The sequence below is a fragment of the Chryseobacterium sp. SG20098 genome (assembly GCF_031844745.1).
Taxonomy (GTDB): domain Bacteria; phylum Bacteroidota; class Bacteroidia; order Flavobacteriales; family Weeksellaceae; genus Chryseobacterium; species Chryseobacterium cucumeris.
In genome coordinates this window covers 167,614-193,395 of sequence record NZ_CP134622.1, presented here as the reverse complement: position 1 = coordinate 193,395, position 25,782 = coordinate 167,614, and the positions used below count along the sequence as shown (strand labels likewise).

General features: G+C 35.5%; 22 protein-coding genes and 3 tRNA genes. 14 read left to right on the top strand and 11 right to left on the bottom strand.

Annotation, left to right across the window (positions count from 1 at the left end; all coding sequences use genetic code 11):
- Window positions 1-104 precede the first annotated feature (104 nt).
- The 4 genes from RHP76_RS00875 (at window position 105) to RHP76_RS00860 (ending at window position 2,338) form a co-directional block, all read left to right on the top strand.
- Complete coding sequence (locus RHP76_RS00875) at window positions 105-731, top strand: superoxide dismutase (protein WP_311229250.1); 627 nt, start codon at window positions 105-107, stop codon at window positions 729-731.
- A 23-nt stretch (window positions 732-754) separates the two neighbouring features.
- Complete coding sequence (locus RHP76_RS00870) at window positions 755-1,255, top strand: DUF2480 family protein (RefSeq protein ID WP_062670458.1); 501 nt, start codon at window positions 755-757, stop codon at window positions 1,253-1,255.
- Between the two features lie 4 nt (window positions 1,256-1,259).
- Complete coding sequence (locus RHP76_RS00865; protein ID WP_311229249.1) at window positions 1,260-1,817, top strand: NADPH-dependent FMN reductase; 558 nt, start codon at window positions 1,260-1,262, stop codon at window positions 1,815-1,817.
- A 170-nt stretch (window positions 1,818-1,987) separates the two neighbouring features.
- Window positions 1,988-2,338, top strand: coding sequence for a 4Fe-4S dicluster domain-containing protein (locus tag RHP76_RS00860; RefSeq protein WP_216444879.1), 351 nt, complete (start codon window positions 1,988-1,990; stop codon window positions 2,336-2,338).
- Window positions 2,339-2,427: 89 nt separating this feature from the next.
- On the opposite strand, the gene RHP76_RS00855 is transcribed toward RHP76_RS00860, so the two are convergent.
- The 3 genes from RHP76_RS00855 to RHP76_RS00845 form a co-directional block, all read right to left on the bottom strand.
- Entirely contained in the window at window positions 2,428-3,363 is a 936-nt protein-coding gene (locus RHP76_RS00855) for a ketopantoate reductase family protein (RefSeq protein WP_311229248.1), read from the bottom strand.
- 64 nt (window positions 3,364-3,427) lie between these two features.
- The gene (locus RHP76_RS00850) at window positions 3,428-4,009 is read right to left on the bottom strand and encodes a Crp/Fnr family transcriptional regulator (protein WP_120230777.1); all 582 of its coding nucleotides are present in this window, start codon (window positions 4,007-4,009) and stop codon (window positions 3,428-3,430) included.
- A 215-nt stretch (window positions 4,010-4,224) separates the two neighbouring features.
- Window positions 4,225-5,886 (bottom strand): GIY-YIG nuclease family protein, encoded by a 1,662-nt coding sequence (locus tag RHP76_RS00845; protein ID WP_183037366.1) that lies wholly within the window; start codon window positions 5,884-5,886, stop codon window positions 4,225-4,227.
- A 227-nt stretch (window positions 5,887-6,113) separates the two neighbouring features.
- Here RHP76_RS00845 and RHP76_RS00840 point away from each other — a divergent pair, with 227 nt between their 5' ends.
- Window positions 6,114-6,869: a helix-turn-helix domain-containing protein gene (locus tag RHP76_RS00840; RefSeq protein ID WP_062670466.1), complete on the top strand. Its 756-nt coding sequence runs from the start codon at window positions 6,114-6,116 to the stop codon at window positions 6,867-6,869.
- A 27-nt stretch (window positions 6,870-6,896) separates the two neighbouring features.
- Entirely contained in the window at window positions 6,897-8,057 is a 1,161-nt protein-coding gene (locus RHP76_RS00835) for an FAD-dependent oxidoreductase (RefSeq protein WP_311229247.1), read from the top strand.
- A 107-nt stretch (window positions 8,058-8,164) separates the two neighbouring features.
- Here the strand turns inward: RHP76_RS00835 and RHP76_RS00830 are convergent, their stop codons facing one another.
- The 3 genes from RHP76_RS00830 to RHP76_RS00820 form a co-directional block, all read right to left on the bottom strand.
- Window positions 8,165-11,167, bottom strand: coding sequence for a reprolysin-like metallopeptidase (locus RHP76_RS00830; RefSeq protein WP_311229246.1), 3,003 nt, complete (start codon window positions 11,165-11,167; stop codon window positions 8,165-8,167).
- A 646-nt stretch (window positions 11,168-11,813) separates the two neighbouring features.
- Window positions 11,814-13,238, bottom strand: a complete 1,425-nt coding sequence (locus RHP76_RS00825) for a tetratricopeptide repeat protein (protein ID WP_147367548.1) — start codon at window positions 13,236-13,238, stop codon at window positions 11,814-11,816.
- 160 nt (window positions 13,239-13,398) lie between these two features.
- The gene (locus RHP76_RS00820; protein WP_311229245.1) at window positions 13,399-14,757 is read right to left on the bottom strand and encodes a tetratricopeptide repeat protein; all 1,359 of its coding nucleotides are present in this window, start codon (window positions 14,755-14,757) and stop codon (window positions 13,399-13,401) included.
- A 541-nt stretch (window positions 14,758-15,298) separates the two neighbouring features.
- Between RHP76_RS00820 and RHP76_RS00815 the strand changes: the two genes are divergently transcribed.
- Both RHP76_RS00815 and RHP76_RS00810 read left to right on the top strand, forming a co-directional pair.
- Window positions 15,299-15,796, top strand: coding sequence for a GNAT family N-acetyltransferase (locus tag RHP76_RS00815; protein ID WP_311229244.1), 498 nt, complete (start codon window positions 15,299-15,301; stop codon window positions 15,794-15,796).
- 142 nt (window positions 15,797-15,938) lie between these two features.
- Window positions 15,939-16,805 (top strand): alpha/beta hydrolase family protein, encoded by an 867-nt coding sequence (locus RHP76_RS00810; RefSeq protein WP_216444888.1) that lies wholly within the window; start codon window positions 15,939-15,941, stop codon window positions 16,803-16,805.
- A 110-nt stretch (window positions 16,806-16,915) separates the two neighbouring features.
- On the opposite strand, the gene RHP76_RS00805 is transcribed toward RHP76_RS00810, so the two are convergent.
- Window positions 16,916-16,988 (bottom strand) — tRNA-Lys (locus RHP76_RS00805).
- A gap of 349 nt (window positions 16,989-17,337) precedes the next feature.
- Window positions 17,338-17,410 (bottom strand) — tRNA-Lys (locus RHP76_RS00800).
- A 326-nt stretch (window positions 17,411-17,736) separates the two neighbouring features.
- Here RHP76_RS00800 and RHP76_RS00795 point away from each other — a divergent pair.
- The gene (locus RHP76_RS00795; RefSeq protein ID WP_156106559.1) at window positions 17,737-17,898 is read left to right on the top strand and encodes a hypothetical protein; all 162 of its coding nucleotides are present in this window, start codon (window positions 17,737-17,739) and stop codon (window positions 17,896-17,898) included.
- Between the two features lie 175 nt (window positions 17,899-18,073).
- On the opposite strand, the gene RHP76_RS00790 is transcribed toward RHP76_RS00795, so the two are convergent.
- A tRNA-Lys gene (locus RHP76_RS00790) sits at window positions 18,074-18,146 on the bottom strand.
- Between the two features lie 282 nt (window positions 18,147-18,428).
- Here RHP76_RS00790 and RHP76_RS00785 point away from each other — a divergent pair.
- The 3 genes from RHP76_RS00785 (at window position 18,429) to RHP76_RS00775 (ending at window position 22,286) form a co-directional block, all read left to right on the top strand.
- On the top strand, window positions 18,429-18,830 hold the full coding sequence (locus RHP76_RS00785; protein ID WP_311229243.1) for a MarR family winged helix-turn-helix transcriptional regulator: 402 nt from the start codon (window positions 18,429-18,431) through the stop codon (window positions 18,828-18,830).
- A 303-nt stretch (window positions 18,831-19,133) separates the two neighbouring features.
- The gene (locus RHP76_RS00780; protein ID WP_062670509.1) at window positions 19,134-21,464 is read left to right on the top strand and encodes a TonB-dependent receptor; all 2,331 of its coding nucleotides are present in this window, start codon (window positions 19,134-19,136) and stop codon (window positions 21,462-21,464) included.
- Window positions 21,465-21,467: 3 nt separating this feature from the next.
- On the top strand, window positions 21,468-22,286 hold the full coding sequence (locus RHP76_RS00775; protein WP_288442491.1) for a DUF4249 domain-containing protein: 819 nt from the start codon (window positions 21,468-21,470) through the stop codon (window positions 22,284-22,286).
- A gap of 52 nt (window positions 22,287-22,338) precedes the next feature.
- Here RHP76_RS00775 and RHP76_RS00770 read toward each other — a convergent pair whose 3' ends face one another.
- Window positions 22,339-23,064 carry a YoaK family protein gene (locus RHP76_RS00770; protein WP_311229242.1) on the bottom strand — a complete coding sequence of 242 codons (726 nt, stop codon included), beginning with the start codon at window positions 23,062-23,064 and terminating at the stop codon, window positions 22,339-22,341.
- Between the two features lie 394 nt (window positions 23,065-23,458).
- Here RHP76_RS00770 and RHP76_RS00765 point away from each other — a divergent pair, with 394 nt between their 5' ends.
- Window positions 23,459-24,145, top strand: coding sequence for a Crp/Fnr family transcriptional regulator (locus RHP76_RS00765; RefSeq protein ID WP_062670516.1), 687 nt, complete (start codon window positions 23,459-23,461; stop codon window positions 24,143-24,145).
- 102 nt (window positions 24,146-24,247) lie between these two features.
- Window positions 24,248-24,643 (top strand): VOC family protein, encoded by a 396-nt coding sequence (locus tag RHP76_RS00760; protein WP_288442489.1) that lies wholly within the window; start codon window positions 24,248-24,250, stop codon window positions 24,641-24,643.
- Between the two features lie 75 nt (window positions 24,644-24,718).
- On the opposite strand, the gene RHP76_RS00755 is transcribed toward RHP76_RS00760, so the two are convergent.
- Window positions 24,719-25,666, bottom strand: coding sequence for an alpha/beta fold hydrolase (locus tag RHP76_RS00755; protein WP_120230753.1), 948 nt, complete (start codon window positions 25,664-25,666; stop codon window positions 24,719-24,721).
- Between the last annotated feature and the right edge of the window lie 116 nt (window positions 25,667-25,782).

Genomic DNA, 25,782 nt, shown 5'->3' with positions numbered 1-25,782 from the left:
ATATCTTATTGATTCAAATCACAAAAGCAATAAAACAACCTAAAAGTTGTTTTATTAAAATATATTTCTACCTTTGTGGCACAATAATCAAAAAAATAAATACGATGAACCCATTTACATTACCACAATTGCCTTATGCTTATGATGTTCTGGCTCCTTTTATAGATAAAGAGACAATGACAATTCACCATCAGAAACATCATCAGGCTTATGTAGATAATCTGAATGCAGCACTGGCACAAACCAACGAAACGAATCCTGATCTGGATTCCTTATTGCAAAGAATCAGCGAATACAGTCCTGCTGTAAGAAATAATGGTGGCGGCCACTATAACCATTCTTTATTCTGGGAAATTCTTTCCCCTCAACCTAAGCTTATTCCTCAAGGGATGCTTCATGATGATATTACAGCCACTTTCGGAAGTCTTGACAATCTAAAAGCAGAAATGAAAAAAACAGGTTTGTCGCAGTTTGGTTCCGGATGGGTATGGTTATTTGTAAAATTCAACGGATCACTGGCCATCAGCTCTACTCCTAATCAGGATAATCCGATGATGGATATTCTTTCCACCAACAGAGGGTTTCCGATTCTGGGAATAGATGTCTGGGAGCATGCCTATTACTTGAATTATCAGAATAAACGTGCAGATTACCTTGATGCTTTCTGGTCTGTACTAGATTGGTCTGCTGTAGAAAGAAAATATGAAGAAGCTTTATCAAAAGTGAGATAAGTAACACTAAAAGTAAACTAACTATGACTGAGGAAAATTTTATCAATAAAGCAAAGGCTTCAGGCATTATTGCCCTTGACCTTTCAGAATACAAACCCACTACGGAAATTGTAGAACTGGATATCAAAGATCATCTTTTCATGGGAATGATTGTCAAGGAGAAAGAATTTAAGGAATCAATTGCTGTGGTGGATTTTTCTATATACAACGAAAAAGCAGTAGGAATTATCTGTTCTACGGATGCCATTATTCCTCCCTGGGCTTATATGCTGATTATGGAAAAATTATTTCCTTATGCTTCTTATGTAGATTTAAATAACGCAGAAACAATACTGCTCGATCTCTGGAAACGACGTCTCATTTATGCTGATCTTAAACGGTATAAAAATCAGAAAGTGGTGGTCCGGGCAAGTACCAGTCATGATCCTGCTTTGTATTTATTAGCAGCAGGATTATTAAAACCTCTGGTAAAAACATTGATGTACGGCGAGATAGGGTTACCTAAAGTAATTTTTAAACAATAAAAAAATGAAAGCTATCATATTCAACGGATCACTGGAAAGAAGAACTTTATCTACTTCCGGACTGATTTCAGATTATTTTTCAGAACGTCTGAAAACGCTGGGAATTCACACGAATATTTTTACCCTTGCTGATTCTGGAATCCCTTTATTCGATGTTACTCTCAACAAAACTCCTTTGGCTGTAGAACGTATGACTCAGATGTTCACTGATGCTGATTTGCATATCTGGCTGGCTCCTCTTTACCACGGAAGTATTCCTGGAGTGATGAAAAACTGTCTGGACTGGCTTGAAGTAACTGCCAACAGAAACGAACCTTATCTTACGGATAAAACTGTGGGGCTGGTATGCTGGGCAGATGGTCTGCAGGCCATGCAGGGAATCAATGCCATGGATTCTATTGCCAAATCATTGCGTGCGTGGCCATTGCCATTTAGCGTTCCCATTGTCAGGTCATCATTATTTACGGATGAGCAATCCACTCAAATTTCGGATCTGTATTCCGATAAGTTTGACAAACTTATCAGCATTGCAGCTTCTAAAAAAATTGCCATTATTGACTAAGTACCGGCAGAAATTGCTGCATATTAATGATTTAAATAAAAAATAGCACACTTTATGCTGCTTATTTTCAAAGAACAGTGTTAAACTGCTGTCATTTAAGTTAAGCAGGGATTTCAGAATCGTTCAACGTTGACGGAATCCCTTTTTTAAACCCTTTAAATTCAAACAATATGGCTATAAAAATAACAGATGCCTGTATCAACTGTGGAGCCTGTGAACCTGAATGCCCCAACTCAGCCATTTACGAAGGTGCTATCGACTGGCGCTGGAAAGACAAAACCAAGCTTTCAGGACATATTACATTCCCCGACGGCACAAAAGATGATGCTGACGCTTACCATCCTGCTGTCTCAGATGAAGTGTACTATATCGTATCCGGAAAATGTACGGAATGTAAAGGCTTTCATGAAGAGCCTCAATGTAAGGCTGTATGCCCTGTAGACTGCTGTGTGGATGATCCTGATCACAGGGAAACGGAAGAAGTACTATTGGACAGACAAAAATTCATGCACAGTGCTTAATCAGCTTCTATCTTTTATATTTAATTTCAATAAAGGCGGGTTTTTAACCCGCCTTCTTTATCATTTTTTTATCTGGTATTAGCACAAAGTTATTTTGCTTTAATCTCGGTATAAATTTTTTGAGTAAAAGGAGTTTCTACCTCTGTTTCAGTACCATATTTCAATACAGCACCTGCAAACAATTCCAGTTCGTTATCCTTCTTTCCTGAATTGATATCAAGCTGTAAGGAAGTTGGAGTTTCAAAAGGAAATGTAGAAGCTTTCTTAAAAGTAGCTTCAACAATATCTTCCTGAAGATTTATTCCTTTCTTAGCAGCAATCTGTTGTATTTCTTTCATAATTCCGGTGGCTTCATTCTTTTGCTGCTCATCGGTACATACCGCTCCCATGGACGAGTTATGTTTAGCTGTTACCAATCCAAAGCTTGCTATAAATATGAATTTTGTCCAGATATCTTTTAATGAATTATCTTTAAAATCAAAGTCAATTTTACTTTCACTCAATAGCTCTGTAATCCATTCTATAGGTGCAGAAAAATGCTCAGGATCTCTTCCCACAATGATTTTACCTGCATTACCTTTATGTTCTACAGTTCCTCTTTCCTTAATATGAGAAGCTACATATACACAAGTTGGTAGAACAGTATGATCAGGAATAATGGTGCGTATTCTGTCATAGATATCTGCTCCGTTCATCATCGGAAGAAGGACAGTATCTTTATGAATGACTGGCAGTAATTGTTTACAGACATTTTCAAGATCATACTCTTTTACACAAATCAGTACCAGATCAGGATTTTTGATCTCACTGATGTTCTGCACGATATCATTAGGATAAGTCTGTGAATTGGAATGCTCCGGAGACAGCAATGTCAATCCGTTTTCTTTTACTTTATCATAAGTTTCTCCGCGGGCAACAAACGAAACGGTATATTTTCCTGTAGTTTCATTAATCTGATTGATTTTAAAACCAAAATAACCGCCTACACCACCCAATCCTACTACTACAACATGTTTTTTGTTCATGAAATTATTTTTAAGCAAAGATCAGCGATGACATTTAAAATATCACTTGACAAATGAAAAGAAATTACAGTTTATGAATATCTCTTCTGATCCTGCTCAGTGAGCTGTCTTTAATTCCAAGGTAAGAAGCAATCACTTTCAAAGGAACATGTTGAAAAATATCAGGATCTTTCTTCATCAGGTTAAAATATCTTGTGGAAGCCTTCTGACTCGCCATTTCGATCAGCCTGTCATGAATATTATAATAATTAAGAACAAAAAGAAGCCTGCTGAACTCTCTGAACTCGGGAATATTATGGAAATTATGCTGTACATTTTCCAATCCTGTTTCCCAGAAAACGCAATCGGTTACGGTCTGGTATATTTCTTTGGCAGGCTGCTGTCTGAAAAAGGACAGAAAATCATTTACAAAACAGGGAGCCGTATAAATATTTGTTGTGATTTCCTCATTATCTTCATTCAATATAAATGAACGGACATATCCTTTTTCCAGAAAATAGGTTTTGGTACTGATTGCATTTTTATCCAGTAAAACAGTATTCGCTTTTAAATTAAAATGGTTGAATTTTTCTGTAATTTTTTCCACCACCTCAGCTTGGATACTGAATAAGGAATGAAAGTAGGTATTAAGTGATGATTTGTCCATTAGGTATTGTCCTAAATCTATTTTAAGGTCTAAAAATAGCAATAATTTGTGGAAGTTTGGTTAATCAGAAATTGTAAAACCACTCGTCAAAAATTCTCTGAATTTTCGCCTCCCCTCCGGAGAAGGGGAATTTTTCACATCATAAGAAATGATATCTATAAAATACAAAACCCTTTAAACATTGGGCTTAAAGGGTTTTTATTTTTGTAGAAAAGTTATTCTTCTGAGAGAACTTCATCATAAGTAACAGGATCTGTAACTTCCTGATATTGTTCCCATTCTGCTTCAAGCTGTTTATTCGTTTTCATATCTTCTTCAAGCTTCAAAGTTTCACGGTACTGTTTTGCTTCTGCTGCAAGTGTCCATTTGCAAGCAATTCCAATAGAATCAATATAGTTTCTAACATCATGAATATTCAACTTAAAAAACTCTTTTCTAGGATTAATTTTATTAAGCTGACTTTTCAAAAATTTCTTGTGAAGCTGTTTTTCCAATGCGGGAGCATCTTCAGCATATATCATGGCATGAACATCGAACTCAAAAGGGACACTTGCATCCCCAAGCTCACGAACACGGTCTAAAGGATCCAAACGTCTTGTCATACCAATTTTATAAACATCTTCTCCAAATGAACCGATATTTGAAATAATATATACATTTCCGGTTCTGGTCTGCTGTGCCATTGAGATTGCTCTTTGATTTTTCTCTTCAGCCTGGGTAAGCTTTTGCTGTAATTCTTCAAGCTGCTGCTGAAAAAGTATTTTTTGCTCCTCATTAGCTCTAGCTACCTGAGATTCAGCTTTCTCAATCAGCCTTTTTAAAGTCTGTTCTTCTTTTTCTGCCTCTTTGATTGCTTTTTCATAATCTTTACGTGCTCTTTCTTCTTCTCGAATCTGCTCACGAATTTGTCTTTGCTCTTCCTGTTCCTGCCATTTTAACTCCTGGGCAACTACAGCCCAACGTAATTCTTCAACTCTCGCACTATGGTATATTTCGGATATTCTCGCATTTCTAAAAGCCTGTCCATTAAAATTAACTAATTGGAATGCATCATCCATCTTTTGTTTCAGAATACCAAAATTATCTTTCTTTACAGACGCCAAAATAGAATCTACTTTGCCGTTATAGGCATCAATAACAAAATCAATAGCTGTATTTCTTCTTGATTCATCCATATAATCACAGATACCAGCTTGTCTGCTTATAATCATAAGTTTATTATTTTGTCTGAGTTTTTTAAGATTATCACCCGCTTCTTTGTGGCCAAAATCTTCTGCCAATTCATCCAATAAAGTATATGTTGGTATCAGATATTCATTACCATAACCTTGAATCACATTTTTCATTGCTTTTATTCTATCAGCAATCTGATCTGCTTCTTTTAAACTTCGATAGGCATCTCCACCTATTGATTCTGCCTTTAATTCTGCATTTTCCACAATACGCTTAGCTTCATTCACAGCATTTTCATACAGTAATTCTATTTCTCTGGTTTTCTTTTCAGTGATTTCCTTTACATTTCTACGAATTTCCCGTGCCTGGCTCTGTGCTTCTGAAAACTCCTGCCCAGCTTTTTCTTTCAATCTAAGACTATCTCTTTCAGCTTTTTTAAGAAGATAATCACATTCAACCTTTACATCAATAATATCTTGATATTTTCGTAATGCATCATTATGTTGTAATAATTCTGCTATCTTTTTGCTCAGAGTAACCTTATCAAGGTGAAGTTTAGAAATTTCTACTTTCAATAGACTATTTTCTTGGTTCAGATTTGTAATTTGAGTATTTTTTTGAAGGAGTTCTTTTTTTAATTTTCCTGAAGTACTGAAGGCATATATTATCAGTACAAATAAAATAATGATCAATAAAATTTCCATGGTCGACATCTTTTTTCCGGCAATATTAAATAAAAAGAATGGCTACAACTTACGGAAAACCATAATTTAAAGGGTTTTATATTTTAAATGTTCGAATTTGATTCCCTAGGACTTTTAATCAGAAAGATTCATTAATAATTATCACGATGAATTTCACATGACTTGGTGATCTATAGCAAATTTTGTAATTTTCTTCATTAAAAATAAGTATTAAACGGACCAACATTATGGATATTGATTTCACTTATAACTTTATCGAACCTGATAAGGAGATTGCAGATTTCGTTGAAAATCTGGGTACTTTTCAGAACCTTTCGGATGAAGCAAAAGAGGTGGTGATCATTCCTGATGGAAGAATTGATTTATTTTTTTCAGAGTCCGTTTCAGAGCCTTTTCATATTACCCTTCTCGGGCTGGAAACTTATCCTGAGCAAAGATATATCGCTCCTCATACCCTTGCTTTTGTTATCAGCTTTAAACCTATAGCAGTTGAATATATTTTACATACCTCTATTGCCGATTTATTAAACCTAGGAAAGGAACTCTCTCCTGATTTCTGGAATTTTAAAGCTGACGATATAAAGGATTTTAATCATTGCTGTACAAAAGCCACTCAAAAAATAAAAGAACTTCTTCCTCAGAAAATAGATGAGAGAAAACGCCGACTTTTTGAATTGGTGTATACTTCAAAAGGGGAAATGAGCGTACAGGAACTTTCCGAAAAAACAGGCTGGAGCAGCAGACAGATCAATCGTTATTTTACCAAACAGCTTGGCTTGTCATTAAAAGCCTACACTACTATTTTACGTTTCAGAACATCATTGGAACATATTGCCCAGGGAAGACTTTTCCCGGAACTCAATTATACCGATCAGAATCATTTCATCAAAGAAGTGAAGAAATTTTCAGGAGTTGTTCCTAAAGAATTATCCAAAAATAAAAACGACCGATTTGTACTATTATCGGTATTGAAAGGAAAATAAATTTGCATTGTAAAATTTAAATCAACAATGCTTATAGACAATAAATCAATAACAATCGTTGGTGGCGGTCCTGCAGGACTTACACTGGCAAGACTTTTACAACTGAAAGGTGCAAATGTAAAAGTATACGAAAGAGATTTTAATAAAAATGCCCGTGTACAGGGTTCTCCTCTTGATATGCATGAAGATTCTGGGCTGGCTGCCATACGCAAAGCAGAACTTCTGGAAGAGTTTAAAAAGGCTTTCCGTCCGGGTGCAGACAGAACTCTGATCATGAATGAAAAGGCCGAAATATTTTTTAACGATCATGAAACAAAGCCTGAAGAAGATTTCGGCCATGAAAATTTTCGCCCTGAAATAGATCGCGGTCCATTAAGAAATATGCTGCTGGAATCTCTAGATCCTGAAACCGTTGGCTGGGACAGTCATTTTCTCTCTATGGAGCGTAAGGGTGAAGGCTGGCTGCTGCATTTTAAAAATGGAAATTCTGTGTATGCTGATCTTGTCGTTGCTTCAGATGGTGCCAATTCTAAAATCCGCCCTTATCTCACTGATAGTAAACCTATTTATTCCGGAATCATTATGCTGGAAGGAAATGTTTCAAAAGAAAATGCTCCTCAGATTAATGCTTTGATCAAAGGGGGAAAAATTATGGCATTTGGAAATTCTCAAAATATCTTAATGGGTCAAAAAGGCAATGGAGATCTCGGATTTTATGCAAGCTTTAAAGCAGATGAGCATTGGCCTGCCACTTGCGGTCTTGATTTTTCTGATACTGCACAGATGCTAAAATGGTTCAAAACAGAATACCCGGAATGGAGCCCAATCTGGGAGGAACTTTTTGAAAATGCAAAAACTCCTTTTATTCCACGTTTGATCTACTCTATGCCTTTAGATCAAACGTGGGAAACTCTTCCCAACCTCACACTGATTGGGGATGCAGCCCACGTAATGCCTCCATTTGCTGGAGAAGGTGCTAATATGGCTATGCTGGACGCCCTTGAACTGAGTGAATATTTAACAGATGAGAATTGTAAAACCTTACAGGAAGCCATTTCCGTCTACGAACATCATATGCGTAAGAGAGCTGCTACAGCTACGCAGGAATCCCTTGAAAATGGAGAACGAATGCACTCTGAAACCTCATTAGCCACTATGCTTGATTTTTTTAATAGCCATTTGGATTAATGATCATCAAAAGGCTGCCTTCAGTTGAAGACAGCCTTTTTTCCCTCTTGAAATAATTCTTTTTCTCTCCGCCTTTAGATCCTGATACGGAGATTCATTCGTGTTGTTTATTTTTTGATTAATTTGTTATTGTAAGTGTTTTTCTCATCTTTTATGGTGATCACATACATTCCTTTTACAAGAGAAGCTACATTGATTTTTCCATCAATCTTACCTTCCTGAACAAGTCTTCCATCCGCACTGTAAATTTTGTAGTCACCTTTACCTTTAAGATTTTTCACTTCTACAAATGTATCTGCAGGATTAGGATAAATAGATACCTCTGATGATTTTGTATCTACCGTTTCTCTCACAGCAAGGGTACTCGCAGTAATTTTCACAGGAAGATCCATAATACCTCCCGCCTGGCTTGCCAGCTCACCACATACGCTATTCAAAGCACTCGTTGAAAATTTACCAACCACTCTCATTCTTAACACCTTATCTCCAGAATAAGAGGTAGCAGGAACCGTGAAGTTAAAACTTGGCAGCCCTATATTACCTGCATTTGTTGTTGCTGAAGTCTGTCCTACCCTTTCTGTAGCTTCAAATACTCCGTTTCTGTTGTAATCAATCCAGGCAGATAGATTTACCGGTATTCCGTTTTGCAACAGATTCCCTATTCTAGGCGTAAGCGTATAGGTACTACCTTGTGTCAAATTAACTACCTTAGTAAGATCTTCGCTTAAATCTTTATAAGATCTTGCTGTAAGATCACTATAATCAAGATTTGCAACAGTAACTTTTAAGATGGATCCTACATAAGGTGAACCTGAATTTAAAAGGCAGTAATCAACTCCGCTCTTTAATCCTTTTGTTTTGAATGTATAATTATTAGAGAAAGTTCCGGAAACAGAATTAACTACAGCCGCTACCTGTACTTCATAATTGGTTTCATCTTCTAAATTATTCAGAACTACAGAATTTGCCTGGCTTACAGCATTAGACCAGTTTGCCGTTCCTGCTTTTCTGTAATTAACAGAGTAAGTAGCTCCCGGAACGCTATTCCAGGATACCCTTGCCGTTGTTTTAAAGATCTCCGTATCTATAGTGGAAATACCTGTAGGTGCGGACGTAGAAGATGTAGGTGCAGCCCCCACAGTAATAGCAGGAGACACGGCATAAAAGATATTTCCTACAGCTGAAACTCTTAGTTTTATAGCTCCATTTATATTTCCTGGCATTTGTGCGCTATAACTCCCGGTGTTTGGTGTTGCAGCAACCAGATTTGTCCAGGTTGTTCCATTATCTGTAGTGTAATCAATTTTTACACTCGCTGTATTATAAGGTGCAGCATTTGTATTGGCAACATCCCAATAGATTGTATTTACTGCATCATTATACAATACTGAAGATGCAGTAAGCCCATTGAATTTGAACGGTCCGTCATTCCCTACAGTCACTGTAGTTGTTGAACTTGAAACCATAGGACGCTGAGCGTTTTGATCTCTTACTGTTACAGCATAATTCAATGTTCGGGGGATATAAGATACCGTTTCCCATGCTTGCTTGTCTGTTAGAATTCCATTCATAACGCTCGCCAACTTTGGAAAATATCTTCTTCCGTTTGCCGTACCAGGAACTGATCTTGATAAAGCTCCTTTTGGATTGTATCCCCATCCGCTATCCCCTGAAATTGTAGAAAATTCATCTGTACTGTCATTCTGTTCCCAGGTATAGTTTACAGGATCATTTTCTGCATCAATGGCTAAAGCTTCAAGATAATAAGCGGTTCCTTTAGGAATACTATAAGCCACCAAAGGATTAATAGCTGGCGCTGTATTATTGTTTATATTTTGAGAGGCTCCACAATTAAGTTTATTTTCTAAATTAGTTAATACCTGATCGATGGATTTATAATGGAAGTATCCATCAGCGTTAGCCTGCACATTATCATAGGTAATTCCGGCATAGCCCATAATAGTAGTACCTCCTCCAGGCTCTACATTGGCTCCCTGATTGGCATCTGTGACAGAAGTATTTGAAAATGTGTGATTAGCTCCCAATTGATGTCCCATTTCATGAGCTGCAGTAAAGTCAAAAACTTCACCTACAGGAACAGGTCCCTGGGTATAAGCTGAACCTTTTTTTATTTCAGTATTAGTGGCCGGATCTACACAGACAATTCCGATTCCCCCTGCATTTCCGCTTCTTTCTGCATTTTGATTAAGAACATGCCCGATATCATAGTTGGCATTTCCTACTACAGAAGTAAGGGTCTGTTGCAACTGTAAATTTAAATTATTAGAATAAGGATCTGTAGCCGGATCAAGATAGATGATATCCGGAAGATTCTGAACGGTCAGATGAGCTCCGAAATCTCGTTCAAAAACTCCATTTATGCGGGTCATCGTATTATTCATGGCAGCCAGCACTACTCCTTTCTTTACGTCGTCGGTTGCATTGGCCGGAGTTCCTGCTGCAGTTAATTGATATTGGCTGTATTCTCCTGTAACGGACAATGCCATTCTAAAATCTCGGTATTTTGTATTGGTAGGTCTGCTGGCGATTCCAACTCCGGAAAGCATTTTTTTACCATTCTCTACCAGCTTATTAATATCCTTAAAATCACGTTCTCCGGTATCACATTTAAAGCCATGCTCTCCTTCATTCTTTGTTTTATAGAATACTCCATACGTCTGTTTATCAGCACTTATTGGCTCTATAAACTGGAATATACCATTTTTAATGATCATAGACTGCATATCATTAGGAGATGTACTGAATCTTAAATACTTAGATGGATCATCCACACCTACTCCCGTATAAGATCCCAGTTGATATTTATCGGCCAGGGATTTATCAAGTACAGGATTGCTATAGACAGCAAACTTTTCAATCTTTCCGTCCACAGTTGGTAGAGAAATAATAACCGGCGTTGCACCCTTCCCGGTTTCTTCAGCATTTCTTAGCATTTCGCGAAGAGATTTCAGATCCACTCTATAAGAATGTTGTACTTCTACTCCTTCTCTTATCTGTGAAGTTTTCTGAGAGACAGATTCCCATCTCTGAGCATTGAAAACCGTAAAACAAGATGCTAATGCACAAACGAATAAAATTCTTTTTTTCATAGATTTATTTAAAATTACTTTGGTTGTATGATTATAGGTAGCTCATTTTTATCAAAAGATCATTTTGGATTCTGATCAGTCCACTTAAGTATTATCATAAGTTCAACAAAATAAAATCCATGATGCAAAATTCACAACAAATCACTCCACAAAACTTGCATATTCCAAATAAAAAACAAAAATAAATGATACTACACATATACAACAGCAATTACAAATGTTTAATTATCAACCACTTAGATTTAACACCTAATTTTGTCTTAAATAGTTGTGTTTTTATACGTAGATATTATTAAAAATTTCCATCTAAGGACGGATGAAAAAACAATACTGAAAATCAGATGAAAAAAAGATGAATTAAAACAAGAATAATCAAAATACACGGTGCAAAAAAGGAACACATTCGAAGAACACCGGCTCTTTTTTAAAAATAAGTTAGCAAATCGACTACAAATCACAATCATTTAAATACCAGCAATTTAAACAATCGAATACACCATGTAGTACCCATGTAGTATAGTCTTTTTTCTTGTTTCCATTAAAAATTTTCATATTTGACCGTTGAGACCACTTAAAAAACCGGGTGGTGAAAAGAGAATATTTCGAGTACTGTCTGACCTGATAAATCAGACAGTTTTTTTTGGGTTTATTTTAAGGTATCGAAGAAATGATAAATATCTGTTTCTCCCGGAATATTTAATTTTTTTCTGATCCTGTATTTTTTCTGCTGAATACTCCTGTGCTGAACCATGGTATAGTTTGCTATTTCTTTAGAAGTAAAATGAAGTTTAAGCATTGCACAAAAAATCAATTCAGAATTTTCAAGATTGGGGTTAATTGTTAAAAGCTGAACTATAAATTCGGGGTAACTTTCTTTAAAACGATCCAGAAATTCAGGGTCATTTTTTTTACCCAGTTCTATAACTTTTTCCTGTTTATTGTCACTCATTCTTATTTTCAGATTCTCAGCTTCTATGGCAAGAACTTTTTTCCGTTTCCTCAACGCAATAATAATTCTCCAGGCATATAATCCCAGCAGACAAAGACCAATAAACGACAGTGACACAATCCAATAGATTTTACTTTTATGATGATTAGCATCCTGCTGAGTTACTGCAATAAAAGATTCCATATCCTGATTGATAGTAGCCAGTAAAGATGTATTTGTTCTGTAAAAAGCATCTGTATAAGCTTTCAAATAAAGATAAGCCTTTTCTTTATCTCCGGTACGTTCATATAAAACTCTGAGATCATTATAAATATACTTAGCATAATAAGCATAAATACGTTTCGTTTTTTCATTGATTTTCAAAGCTTTATTAAGAGCTATTTCAGCTTTATCATACTGTTTATAATTAAGAAAATACTCTCCCATAATGGTATTGGCATAGAGGGCTATTCCGTCTTCTTTACCATTGATATTAGCTTTGTTGTAAGCCATCGTTATATATTTATATGCAGAATCTTTGTCTTTATGCATATACACATAATCACTTATCGCACAATCTGCAAGGCCGGTATCATCTATTTTTTTTGCTTTATGGAAGTATTCCAGTGCTTTTTCGTATTCTTTTTTTTGCATGAGATAAATAGCCTGCCTCAAATAAATACTGAAAAGAATATCATTTTTAAGTTCATAATTCTCACTTTTCTTTATAAAACTCATTGCTTCATTATTATATTGAAAAGCTTTATCAAGCCTTCGAAGCTCTACATTGAAACGGCCATAAACATTATAAAACCTGGCTTTGTGTAAGTTATCCTCAGAATCATCCAGAATCTCTTTGGCATTATCAAAGAGAATTTGTGATTTCTGAAAATTTTCCAGGGAAATATTGAGTTCTGCAAGATTGATATAGCAGAGCGCCTTCCCATCTGCATAATTCATTTCATCGGCCTTTTTGTAATATCTTTTATTAAGATTAATCAATGAATCATATGCTCCGGCAATTCTGAACTTTTCATTCTGTTTCAGCAAGGCAACGTCAAATTTCTTTTCAGCCTCTTTCTTTGAATGAGAATGGCACGAAACTAAAACAAACAGTAAGACAGAAAGAAAAATACGCATCATAGGTTTCTCTAATTAAGCTAAAATTCCTGTATAAATAATGATCTTTTTAGAATAACAATCCTGTTTAATTTTAAAATTCTCAATGGTTATTTCTGATAAGATCAATAATAAAATCTTTTCATAAAACAGAATCCTGCGGCTTTTATTGTGATATATTTCTTTATTCTGCTAAGTTTTCAAAAAAGTCATAAATATCTGTTTCTCCGGGAATATTCAGTCTTTTTCTGATCCTGTATTTCTTCTGTTGAACAGATTTATGCTGTACAAAAGTATAGTCTGCAATCTCTTTGGATGAAAAGCGTAATTTCAGCATTGCACAGAAAGCCAGCTCTGAATTTTCAAGATCGGGATTGATCTCCAGAAGCGACTTAATAAATTCAGGATAGAATTCTTTAAATTTCAACAAGAAAGAAGAATCATTCCTTTTAGCAAGCTCAATCACTTCCTGTCGCTGCTTGGTCTGGACATGGTTTTTCAACGTATCGGTTTGCTCTTTTAAAGTATTTTTCTTCTTTTGTAACCTGTTAATTATTTTCCGGACATATACCCCTGAAACGGTAAGTACTGTGATAGACAATGCAATAAATAACGGAAGATCATTTTTATGCCAGTCTGATTCCTGTTTCATTTCTGAAATAAAATCTTCGGTAGCTTTATTCATAACGACAAATCGTTCTGAATCAAACCTTCCTTCCTCTTCCATATATTTCTTCAGATAAAAATAGGCCTTACCGCCATCATTTTTTTTCTTATATAATTCTGCAAGTGCTTTGTAGACTTCTTTGATATGGGAAGAATAGGTTCGTCTTGTCTTAATGTTGATCTCCAGGGCTTTTTTAAGGGCTTTTTCAGCTTGTTCACTATTATCAATTTCATTATAATAATATCCCATTGTATAATAAACCCAAAGAGATTCCACATCCGTTGTTTTCTGGCTGATCATTTTTTCATCTGCTCTGGCAATGTATATACCCGCAGGATCAGGTTTATGGGTAAATAAATAATATTGTGCCACCATACAATTGGTATAGGCTGAATTTTCCAACATATTTGCTTTTCTAAAACATTTTAAGGAGGTTCCAAACCATCCTTTCCATGCATAGTAAATTCCTTTGTTTACATAAAGTCTGGGCAGAAGTTTCTGGGTAAGTTTCGTTTTTTTTGCCTGTTTTAAGTAATAAAATGCTTTGTTATTACATTCTATAGCCCTATCGTTGAGTTTAAGGTGAGAATAATACAGACTGTAATCATCATAGAAGACTGCTTTATGGTAAGTATTTTCAGAATTGAACAGGCCTTTTTCTGCTTTATTGAAAAAGTACCGGGCTTTTTCATAATTCCCTGCAGAAACATTTACCCCTGCCATATTCAGATAGCAGAGTCCTTTTCCTCCTGTGTACCTCATTTTGGCGGCTTTTCTCAGATATTCTTTATTAAGCCTGACAAAAGCTTCATATTGACCGGACAACTGAAGTTCTGAACTTTCAGTCAACAGAGATATATCAAAGTTTTCTCTCACTTTATTTTGAGGTTCACTATGACATGAAAATATAACCCAAAATATTCCCATGCAGATTGGAAAGGCTATTATTTTCTTTATACCTTCTGAGTTTGTCTTTATATTTTTAAAAATGATTAAATCAATTTTTCTCATCACCACCACTTTTCCCTATATATCTACATATCTACCTATTCACTTATTTACAAATAAGTTGATAATTTCCTACCGTTATTTCAATATTATTCCCCAATTAGTGTTATAAATATACATAATTTATCATGTTCCTTATGAAATAAACGAGTTATTTCGCAAAAATGTAACATTCAAATAAAGTAATGTAATATTCCCCCTTAAACAAGCACTTTTTAAAATTGACAGACTGCATTTATATGCTTTTCTGATCAAAAAGTATATGTTTTGTTTATAATAAGACTATCTGAAATGAAAATTGTTACAGATAGATGAGATCGTTTTAAAATTTTAATAAATTATTTAAAACTCTGTTGCTAAAAAATTATCTCCATCTTTGTATACTCATGTAAATAAAAACCTGATCAGCATGAATATTATTAGCTATCGAAAACTTCTTCCCGAAGAAAGCAAAACATACCGCGTAATCCGTCTGGAAAGTCTGGAAAAGTTCCCGGAATCATTTGGAGCCAACTATCATGAAGCCCTGAAAATTGAAAAGTTCCAAATAGAAAGTGATATTGAAGAACAGACTTTTGGAAGATTTGTTTTGGGTGCCTACGCAAATGATCTGCTTATAGGCATATGTACTTTTGTTAAAAGTGACAAAAACTCTGGTACAATTTACCAAATGTATGTAAAGAAGGAGTTTCAAGGAAAGAATATAGGTCAGGGATTGATTGAAGCTGTTATTCATGAAGCAGGCAGACAATTTAATGAAATTGAAATTCTTTTAGAAGTTGCCCCTGGAAATGATAAGGCTTATAATTTATACAGAAAGACAGGATTTTTGGAGGTAGAAAAAACTTCTGCCCAAGATAGCAGCCATTGTATCATGATGAAATATATGCCTAAAAAAATTGAATAACATCAGAATCCTGATCCAGAAACCAAGTTCTGCATAGTTAAATATTGTAATGGAATTAGGGTATTTACTAAATTTAACAAAGAAAAGGGATACAGCTATAAGCAATACAATGTATCATTATTTTTTTAAGTTAAATTAAAGCATGAAAACGGAAAACTTTGAAACAATATGTGATGATGGTGTAAAGCTTAAAGGTATACTTCTTATTCCGGATCATCCTAAAGCAGTAATTCAATTTAACTGTGGTACGGGAACAAAAAAAGAATTCTATTTGTCTTTTCTCACCTATCTTGCTGAAAATGATTTTCTGTGCTGTCTTTGGGATTACAGAGGAAGCGGAGATTCTTATTCCGGAAATCTGAAAACCTGTGAATTTACCTTTTCAGATTATGGAATAAAAGATATGCCCGCCATCAAAGTTTTTTTAAATAAAAAGTTTCCCGATCTTCCGTTTATGATTATAGGGCACAGTGCCGGAGGCCAGCAAATCGGATTTATGAAAAATCTGGATAATGTAAAGGGAATGATCAATTTTGCCGTATCTGCAGGTTATTATATGAATATGCCGTTTTCATACAGAATGAAGGCTTATTTTTATTTTTATATTTTTACTCCCATAAGTGTTCTGATGACAGGATATGTAAAAGCCAAAACCTTTGGAATAATGGAAAACCTGCCCAAAAATGTTGTATATGAGTGGCGAAACTGGCTTGAAAAAAAAGATTACTTTTTCGATGCTCAATTTTATGGTACTACTGTTCCTATAGGACATTTCAAGAATTATACATTCCCCATTCATCTATTCTGGACCACTGATGATACGATATCCAGCCAGAAAAACACTGAAACATATTGGCAGCACATTGACAGTAAAGAAGATATCACTTTCACAAAACTGGTTCCTTCTGAATTAGGATTAAAAAAAATTGACCACTTTGGTTTTTTCAAAAAAAATATGAAAGACAGGCTTTGGATACATGTCGTAGATAAATTAAATCATTTTATTTAACCATGTAATTCCGAATGTATTCATCTTAACTTATATTAATATCACAAAATTAAAATCTCAGTATAAAGAAAAACGGACAAACCATTATAAAATAGTTTGTCCGTTTATTGTGACCCGGCTGGGATTCGAACCCAGGACCCATACATTAAAAGTGTATTGCTCTACCAGCTGAGCTACCGAGTCGGCCATTTACTTTTTCAAGCAAATCCCTATGTTTAAGGGACTGCAAAGATAGAAACTTTTTCTTTATTTACAATACTTTCCCGGACATTTTATGCCTTTGATTCCGCTAACTTTTACAATATCAGAGACAAAAATTTTAATGCTTCTGACACAGATATACATTTTAAATTCCAAATCTTGTAAAACGCATGAAAAATAAACTTAAATTAACATTTGTTTATTTTGATAGAATAAAGTTACGATGAGCTACTGCTCAGTTATGTAGGCAAATTACTCTAAAACGGAGACTTTTACAGTCTGTGATTTTCTTAAACAAAAAAGCTTCAACGTATGTTGAAGCTTTATCAAGTGACCCGGCTGGGATTCGAACCCAGGACCCATACATTAAAAGTGTATTGCTCTACCAGCTGAGCTACCGAGTCGGCCACTTACTTTTTTAAGTAAATCCCTTTATTTAAGGGACTGCAAAGATAGAAACTTTTTCTTTATTTACAATACTTCCCGGACATTTTATGCCTGTGATTCCGCTAACTTTTACAATATCAGACTTAAAAATTTCACACGTCTTAGGAGGTTCTTAATATAAATTTCAAAAATGCACCCAAAAGTCTTCCGATGAAATTGAAAACTGCAGTGAATCCCTTTGCTACTCGCGGACGATCAGTAAATCAATTTTATTTTCTTAAAATTTGAAACAACCTTACTATCAATAATTTGTTTTTTTCAAATAAATTCACTATATTGATGTATGAAAAAAAATGAACGTCAGGACAATATAACACACGCTGGCAAAATTAACGAACGAACAAAAGCATTGGAAGTGCTTGAAAAAGCAAAAAAAGTACAAGGAAAAATTACATTTCTCCGTCAGGGAGTCGGGAGAAACTTTAAGCCCAAAAATGAAGAGTAAAGCTATTACTGAACTTCGATTGCAAAGTGCGAGTACAATCAACTGGTCCATTAATTTAAATAACCGGCCATTTTAAAACATTATAGCGAACACTATAAATAAAAAACCTGCAAATTATTTTTTGCAGGTTTTTTTGTGTTTTTCTGATGCTTTGATTTTTGCATCTTTAAGATTGTGACCCGGCTGGGATTCGAACCCAGGACCCATACATTAAAAGTGTATTGCTCTACCAGCTGAGCTACCGAGTCGGCCACTTACTTTTTTAAGTAAATCCCTTTATTTAAGGGACTGCAAAGATAGAAAAACACTGCTTAAATCCAAATTATTTAAAACTTTTTTATCATAAATTTTACATTAAAAAAGTCAAACACTTGTTTATAAATTAATTACGCGGTTACTTTTTTAATTTAAATTCTCAGCAAAAATAGGAGCTGGCGGATAATATTGTTTTTTGAGTAAAAAATTTATTTTGGTAAATCAAAAAACAATACTATCTTAGCAACTAAGATAATTAGCAAATAATTTAATTAATGACTAAAAACAATATACAAAATTTTCGTGAAGCCAGCAGAGCATACTCTGACGCCTCAATCTTTATGCATGAAGCCATTGCGAGGAAAGCCGGGCTTTCCAGCACTGATCATAAATATCTGGGACTTATTCTGCAGTACGAATCCATAACAGCAGGTGAAATATCTAAGCTGACAGGTCTTACAACCGGAGCTGTTACCGGATTGATAGACCGTCTGGAGAAAAAGAATCTTCTTAAAAGAGAGTTCACCAAAGAAGACCGCAGAAAAGTAATAATCATACCAAATGCAGAAAACAGCATGAAATTACTCGGTCCTATTTTTGAAGAGCTGCAGCAAAAAACCATGAAACTCGTTTCCACTTTTTCTAAAAAGGAAATAGAAACTATTGAACGTTATTAACAAACACTACACTGAAAATTTCACGTTAACAGTAATAAAATTCGTTCAACAAGCGTTAATAATTTGTTTTTCAACAAAATCAACAGAAAAACAACAATAAATCAATATACAATGCATAATAGTATTATTTATGTAACCATCTTATTTTATCGTTGCTATTAAATTTTTACAAAACCCAATTTCCAATGGATTTATTTCATAATTAAATTGTTACGTGTAACAAATCCCCTATTCATCTAACTAATCATACATCAATTAAACATTAATTCCTATACAAGAGATCTACTACTTTAAAATAAACTAATGCAAACATCCTTTTTAAAAATCACTGCAGCCACCGCTGCGCTCTGTTTCAGTACCCTGGCAATAGCCCAGCAAACGTATTCCGTAAGTGGAACCGTGAAAGACAAAAAAAACGGTGAATTGCTCATCGGAGTTTCTGTAAAAGTAAGTGAAGATCCTACCATCAATGTTGTAGCCAATGAGTATGGATTTTACTCACTTTCCTTACCTGAAGGAAATTATACCCTGATTATTTCCTACCCTGGATATCAGGATTTTGAACAGCAGATCAAAGTAGATCAGAATATAAAAGTTGATCTTCCCCTCCTTCCTGCAGAAACTGCAGCAAAAGCAATTGATGAGGTGGTGATAACCGGCATTAAAAAGGATAAAAACCTGACTTCGGCTCAAATGGGAGCAGAAACATTAAGCATTAAAAATATAGAAAAACTTCCTGTTCTGTTTGGAGAAAAGGATGTAATGAAAACCATACAGCTTTTACCCGGCATTAAAAGCAACGGTGAAGGAAGCAGTGGATTCAGTGTACGTGGTGGTGCTACCGACCAGAACCTGATTTTACTGGATGAAGCTCCGGTTTATAATGCCTCTCACCTTCTTGGATTTTTCAGTACATTCAACAGTGATGCTCTGAAAGATGCCAGCATCATTAAAGGAAACAGCCCCGCACAATACGGAGGCCGCCTTTCTTCTGTATTAGATGTTAAAATGAAAGACGGAAACAACAAAGATTATAACATCAATGGAGGAATCGGACTTATCAGCAGCAGATTGAGTGTGGAAGGTCCCATTCAAAAAGAAAAGTCTTCATTCATTGTTTCAGGGAGAAGAACGTATGCGGATTTGTTTCTTAAAACCAATAAAGATTATAAAGACAACAAATTATATTTTTATGATCTGAATCTTAAAGCGAATTATCAGATCAATGAAAACAACCGTATTTACCTGTCAGGATATTTTGGAAGAGATGTTCTGGGATTGGGAGATACTTTCAATACCGACTGGGGAAATACTACGGCAACTTTGAGATGGAACAGCATTATCAGCAGTAAACTATTCTCCAATACGTCATTCATCTACAGTAATTATGATTATAAAATCAGTCTGAAAAATGATGATACTGTATTTGATTTAAATTCAAAAATCCGTGACTGGAATCTTAAGCAGGACTTTACCTGGTTTGCAGGAAACAAACATTCTGTACGTTTTGGTCTGCAGTCTATTTATCATACCCTTACTCCGAGCAGTGCTTCCGGCACTACAGTGAGCAGCTTTGCAAGAAATCCGAGATATTCATGGGAAAATGCCGTTTATATTAATGATGATTATAAAGCAACGGAAAAGCTAACGATTAATTATGGAGCAAGGCTCTCCATGTTCAGCATATTGGGAGGTGATACATTCAATACGTATGAGAATGGTGTGCTCACCGACAGTAAATTCTTAGAAAAAGGAAAATTCGGAAAAACCTATGTGAATATTGAGCCACGTATTAGCGCCAACTACCGCATCAATGAATTTAGTAGTGTAAAAGGAGGTTATTCCAGAAATACCCAGAATCTTCACCTCTTAAGCAACAGCAACAGTGGAAACCCTACCGACCAGTGGATAGGAAGCAGTTACACGGTAAAACCGGAAATTGCAGATCAGATCAGCCTTGGTTACAGCAGAAATTTCAACAACAATAATTATGAACTGAACGCTGAAATCTACTATAAAGACATGAAAAACCAAATCGACTTCAAAAATGGAGCTCAAATTGGTTTTGACACTGGAGCGGATGTAGAAAGTGAACTGCTATTCGGAAAAGGAAGAGCTTACGGTCTCGAACTTATTGCCAAAAAGAAAAGCGGAAAACTGACAGGATGGATTTCCTATACCCTTTCCAAAACAGAAAGAAAGATTAACGGAATCAATAATAACGAATGGTACAATGCCAGAATGGATAAAACCCATGACCTTTCTATCGTTGCGACCTATCAGCTTAATCCAAAGTGGAGTTTTTCGGGACTTTTCGTATATAGCACAGGAAATGCGGTTACCTTCCCTACCGGAAAATATGAACTCAACGGACAAACCATATTCCAGTATAGTAACAGAAATGCAGACAGAATGCCGGCCTATCACAGAATGGATCTGAGTGCGACTTATGAACCAAGTTCCAATAAACGATTCCGTGGTTCATGGACATTCGGTATTTACAACCTATATGGTAGAGAAAATGCCTACACCATCAACTTTGAAGACAATCCTGACCGTCCCGGAACAACCCGTGCGATGCAGACTTCTTTATTCCGTTGGGTACCCAACATCACTTATAATTTCAAATTCTAAATCATGAAAAACACATTATATATCATAGTATCTCTTCTTGCATTAACTTCTTGTGAAAAAGAGATCGATCTGGACCTGAATGATCAAAGCGGAAACATTGTCATTGAAGGAAATGTAACCAATCAATCAGGACCTTACACAGTGAAAATCACCAAGTCAGTAAGCTTTTCATCACCTAATCAATATCCGGCTGTCACTGGCGCTCAGGTTATTTTAAGTGATAATACAGGTCAAACAGAAACCCTTCATTATGTAGGAAACGGAGTCTATCAAACGACTACTTTTGCCGGAGAACCTGGTAGAACCTATACTTTGAAAGTAGAGTCCGAAGGAAAGCAGTATAGCGCTCAGAGCAAAATGCCTGAAGTGGTCAATTTCGATGGATTACAGCAGAGTTCTTTCAAATTTGGAGATAAAACCACGTATACCCTCTTACCATTATTTACAGATCCATTACCATTAGGAAACCGCTACCTTTTTAGCTTTACCATCAATGATCTTACTAAAAAGTACATGAATACTTTTTCAGATAATGTGAATAACGGATTACCCAATCAACAGCCTCTGATTCTTCCTAACGACGATAATAAAGGCAGAGATCATGAAGTGATAGTAGGAGATAAAATTCATGTAGAGATGCAATCTATAGATACCAACATATTTACTTATTACAGTGCTTTACTTCAGATTTCAGGGGGCAATGGCGGAACTGCTACTCCTACGAATCCTCCAAGTAATATCAGTAATGGAGCATTGGGATATTTTTCAGCCCATACTACAGATACACAAACTTTTGTTATCGAGCAGATGACCACTCCATAAATTTAAAAAAAGGATATTCCAATGATGGGAATATCCTTTTTTATTCTCTGTTCTATCTTAATCTCCTTTTTAAAGCATAATATCTGTACAGAAGCTTATCATACCGGATCACACAAAACAGAAATCCTGCTGTAATCATCAATGTTTTGAGACCGATCATGCTATACCCAAAACCGCCAATAATGCATCCTGAAAAAAAGAAGGCGATAATCACCAGTTTAAGAGTGATGTTCTTTGTAAGCTGTTTCTTTTCATTTTCCCGTTCTTTAAAGAAAAGTTTTGAAAGTTCTATTCCCAGATCAGTAAATAATCCCGTAAGATGAGTCGTTCTCACCACAGACTGGGATACTCTTGTTACTAATGAATTCTGAACTCCCATTGCAAAAAGCAAAAGACCGGCAATGGTATAAGGAGATATTGATAGTTTCAGTAGCCTATCATCTGATAGTCCCACAAAACCTAATATCAGAATTTCAGTAATCAAAGGAATAAGATGCGGGCGAAACATGCTACGTCCGGAAGAAAATTCAACCATAAAGCTTGAGCAGAATGCTCCTCCCAGAAAGCACATAATAAAGACAAGATAAGTAAGAGCTTCACTATAATGACTGAGTAGAATTTCTTCGGAAAAGAAGGCAAAGTGCCCCGTTATGTTAGTGGTAAGTATTTTAACAGATAATACTCCCACAATATTCACTATTCCGGCAACAAAAGAAAGTGCTGATGCCAGCTTAAGATTATGAAAATAGGTTCTGTTTCTCCCTCTGTGCCTGAACATTTTAAATTTCTATAAGGGTTGTATATTGTGTTTTTTTAAAATTTTACTCAAAAAACAGCTGGATAAAATAAATAAGCAAAAAAAATAAATTAGAAATGTCAGCATAAAGCCGTGAAAAACATATCCGCTTAACTATTTATCCAGTGTTCTTTATAGAATTACGGAATCCCCTTTAACGTAAAATTCTACTTTTTCCGTAACAAATAACAGATCAGTCTATGACATGAAAATGCCTTTAAAACCTCTCTGAAATGTTCTGTTTCTTATTTCAGTACCAATTTTATTACTTTTGTAAAAGTAATTCGTTCAGAAAAAAAACCATGTGATATAGATGGGTTTAAAATGTGATTTAAGTTAAAAACTGAGCGTAAATTCAACAGCCGTATAAAAAATTATGATCTCAAAATTTATTTTCAATAATCAGTATCTTTTTGATGAACTCCCCGAGTATGACAAAAATCTGCTTACAGGAGCAATGAAAACCAAAAACTACCGTAAAAATGAGCCCATATTTACGGACGGGACAAAACCTAACGGCGTTTACTACCTGAATGAGGGTAAAATAAAGAAATACAAGGTTGATAATGACGGAAGGGAACAGATTATTTACATTTACAGTTCCGGAGAATTTTTCGGCTATTCTGCGATCCTGAGCAACGAATCTTATGGAGATACGACCTCAACACTGGAGAATTCAGTTATTTCTTTTATTTCGAAAGACAGCTTTCTGGATATTCTAAGCCAATCATCAGTACTTTCAAGGTTGTTACTGAAATCTTTGAGTCATGAATTCAGTGTGATGGCCAACCTTATTGCTGTTTTATCTCATCGTACCGTAAGAGAAAGAGCCGCTCTCAGCCTGCTGATTCTTCATGATAAATATAAATCAAGTGATGCTCCTGATGAAGAAGTATTTATTACACTTTCTCGTGTGGATCTTGCCAATATGGTAGGAACGGCCAGAGAAACTTTAGCGCGTATCATCAATGATTTCAAACAGGAAAAACTCATCAGATCCGAAGGACGGAAAATACAGATCATCAACGTTAAACAGTTAATTCATATTGCTAATTTTTATTAGTAAAATTATTCAAATTAAAAATCGTTTATTTCTACTGACAGTCTGTTGTCATAAATACCTGTTACCTTTGCTTATAATTAGTTTAAACAAATAAGTATCCTTATGAAACTTACCTCATTAAGAATGATCAGCAAAGACATTAAAGCAACAGTAGCATTTTATGAACAGATCTTGGGTATAACTGCCACATGGTATACGGAAGATTTTGCAGAACTTTCTACAGATTCTATTACGATCGCTGTCGGAAGTACACGAACAATGAAAATGTTCTCGGAAGGTCTTACCGATTTTGCAGGAACAAAATCAACCATCATTGAGTTTTTGGTTAAAAATGTTGACGAAGAATATGAAAGAATCAAAAGTATAGCTTCCGAAATTATTCAAGAGCCCACAACAATGCCCTGGGGAAACAGATCTCTCCTGTTCTGTGATCCGGATGGCAATATGATTAACTTTTTTACTCCAGTGAGTGAAGAGGCTGTGAAGAAATTCAATTAATTTTTTTATCCATCAACACAAAACTCGCTGAGGACTTCAGCGAGTTTTTCATGAATATATTGATATTATTTTAATTTATTCTCCAAGGAATTCAATGGCTTTTCCAACAAATGCATCATGATATTGATAGAAAGAAGCGTGTCCTGAATCCGGGAAAATTACCAGTTCTGCATGGTCTAAATGCTGAGCCATATTTTTCGCATTCTGAACAGATACCGGAAGGTCGTTTTCACCATGAACAATGAGTACCGGATTTTTGATTTTTTGTATTTCTGTAAGGGCATCAGGATTAGGTTGAGCCCAACTCAATACAGCGGTAAACTGCGAGTTTGAAGTGGCATCACTTAAAGAAAGATCCCTATCCGTAGTACGAAGCTGAACCCTTGCGAAAGATGCTTTTCCTTCTGCAATACTTTGAGCAGATTCTGTAAAACCGAATTTCAGAAATGAAGCTTCCGGGCTTAATCCGGCTGTTCCTGCAATAATATTGGGAAGATTAGATAACCCGATTGCTCCCTGTGGGCCTGTACCTGTTAAAATCACTTTATTGATCAGTGAAGGGTTAGTCAGTACTATTCTCTGTGCAATAAATCCACCCATTGAAAATCCCATGATATTCACTTTGGTATAATGTAGAGCTTTAATAAAATCTACAGCATCATCAGCCATCGCCTGAACCGTATTGGGCGTTGTTCCTTTTGAAGAAGCGACACCTTTATTGTCAAAGATAATTACCTTATACTTCTTGGCCAGTCCATCAGTCACTGCAGGATCCCAGTCATCCATTGAACCTCCCAATCCCGGAAGAAGAACCAGAGGAACTCCGTCTTCTTTTCCTAAAACACGGTAGGCAATGGCATTTCCTTTAACAGTTATGAATTGAGTTTTGGCAGTTTGGTGGCTGTTATTTTGTATCTCCTGTGTCGTGGGAGGTTCATTTTCTTCAGTACAGGATACGGTCACTACCGTAAAAAGAGTTAAACATAATAAGCTTACGGCTGAGATTTTTCTGATTGTTTTCATTGTCGTTTATTTTTGTATGATTATGGTGCAAACATAAAACACAAAAACAGGAAGAACACTTATAAGCTTTATCAACAGGACATTTTAGCCGCCCAATTAGACATTTTACAAGGTGA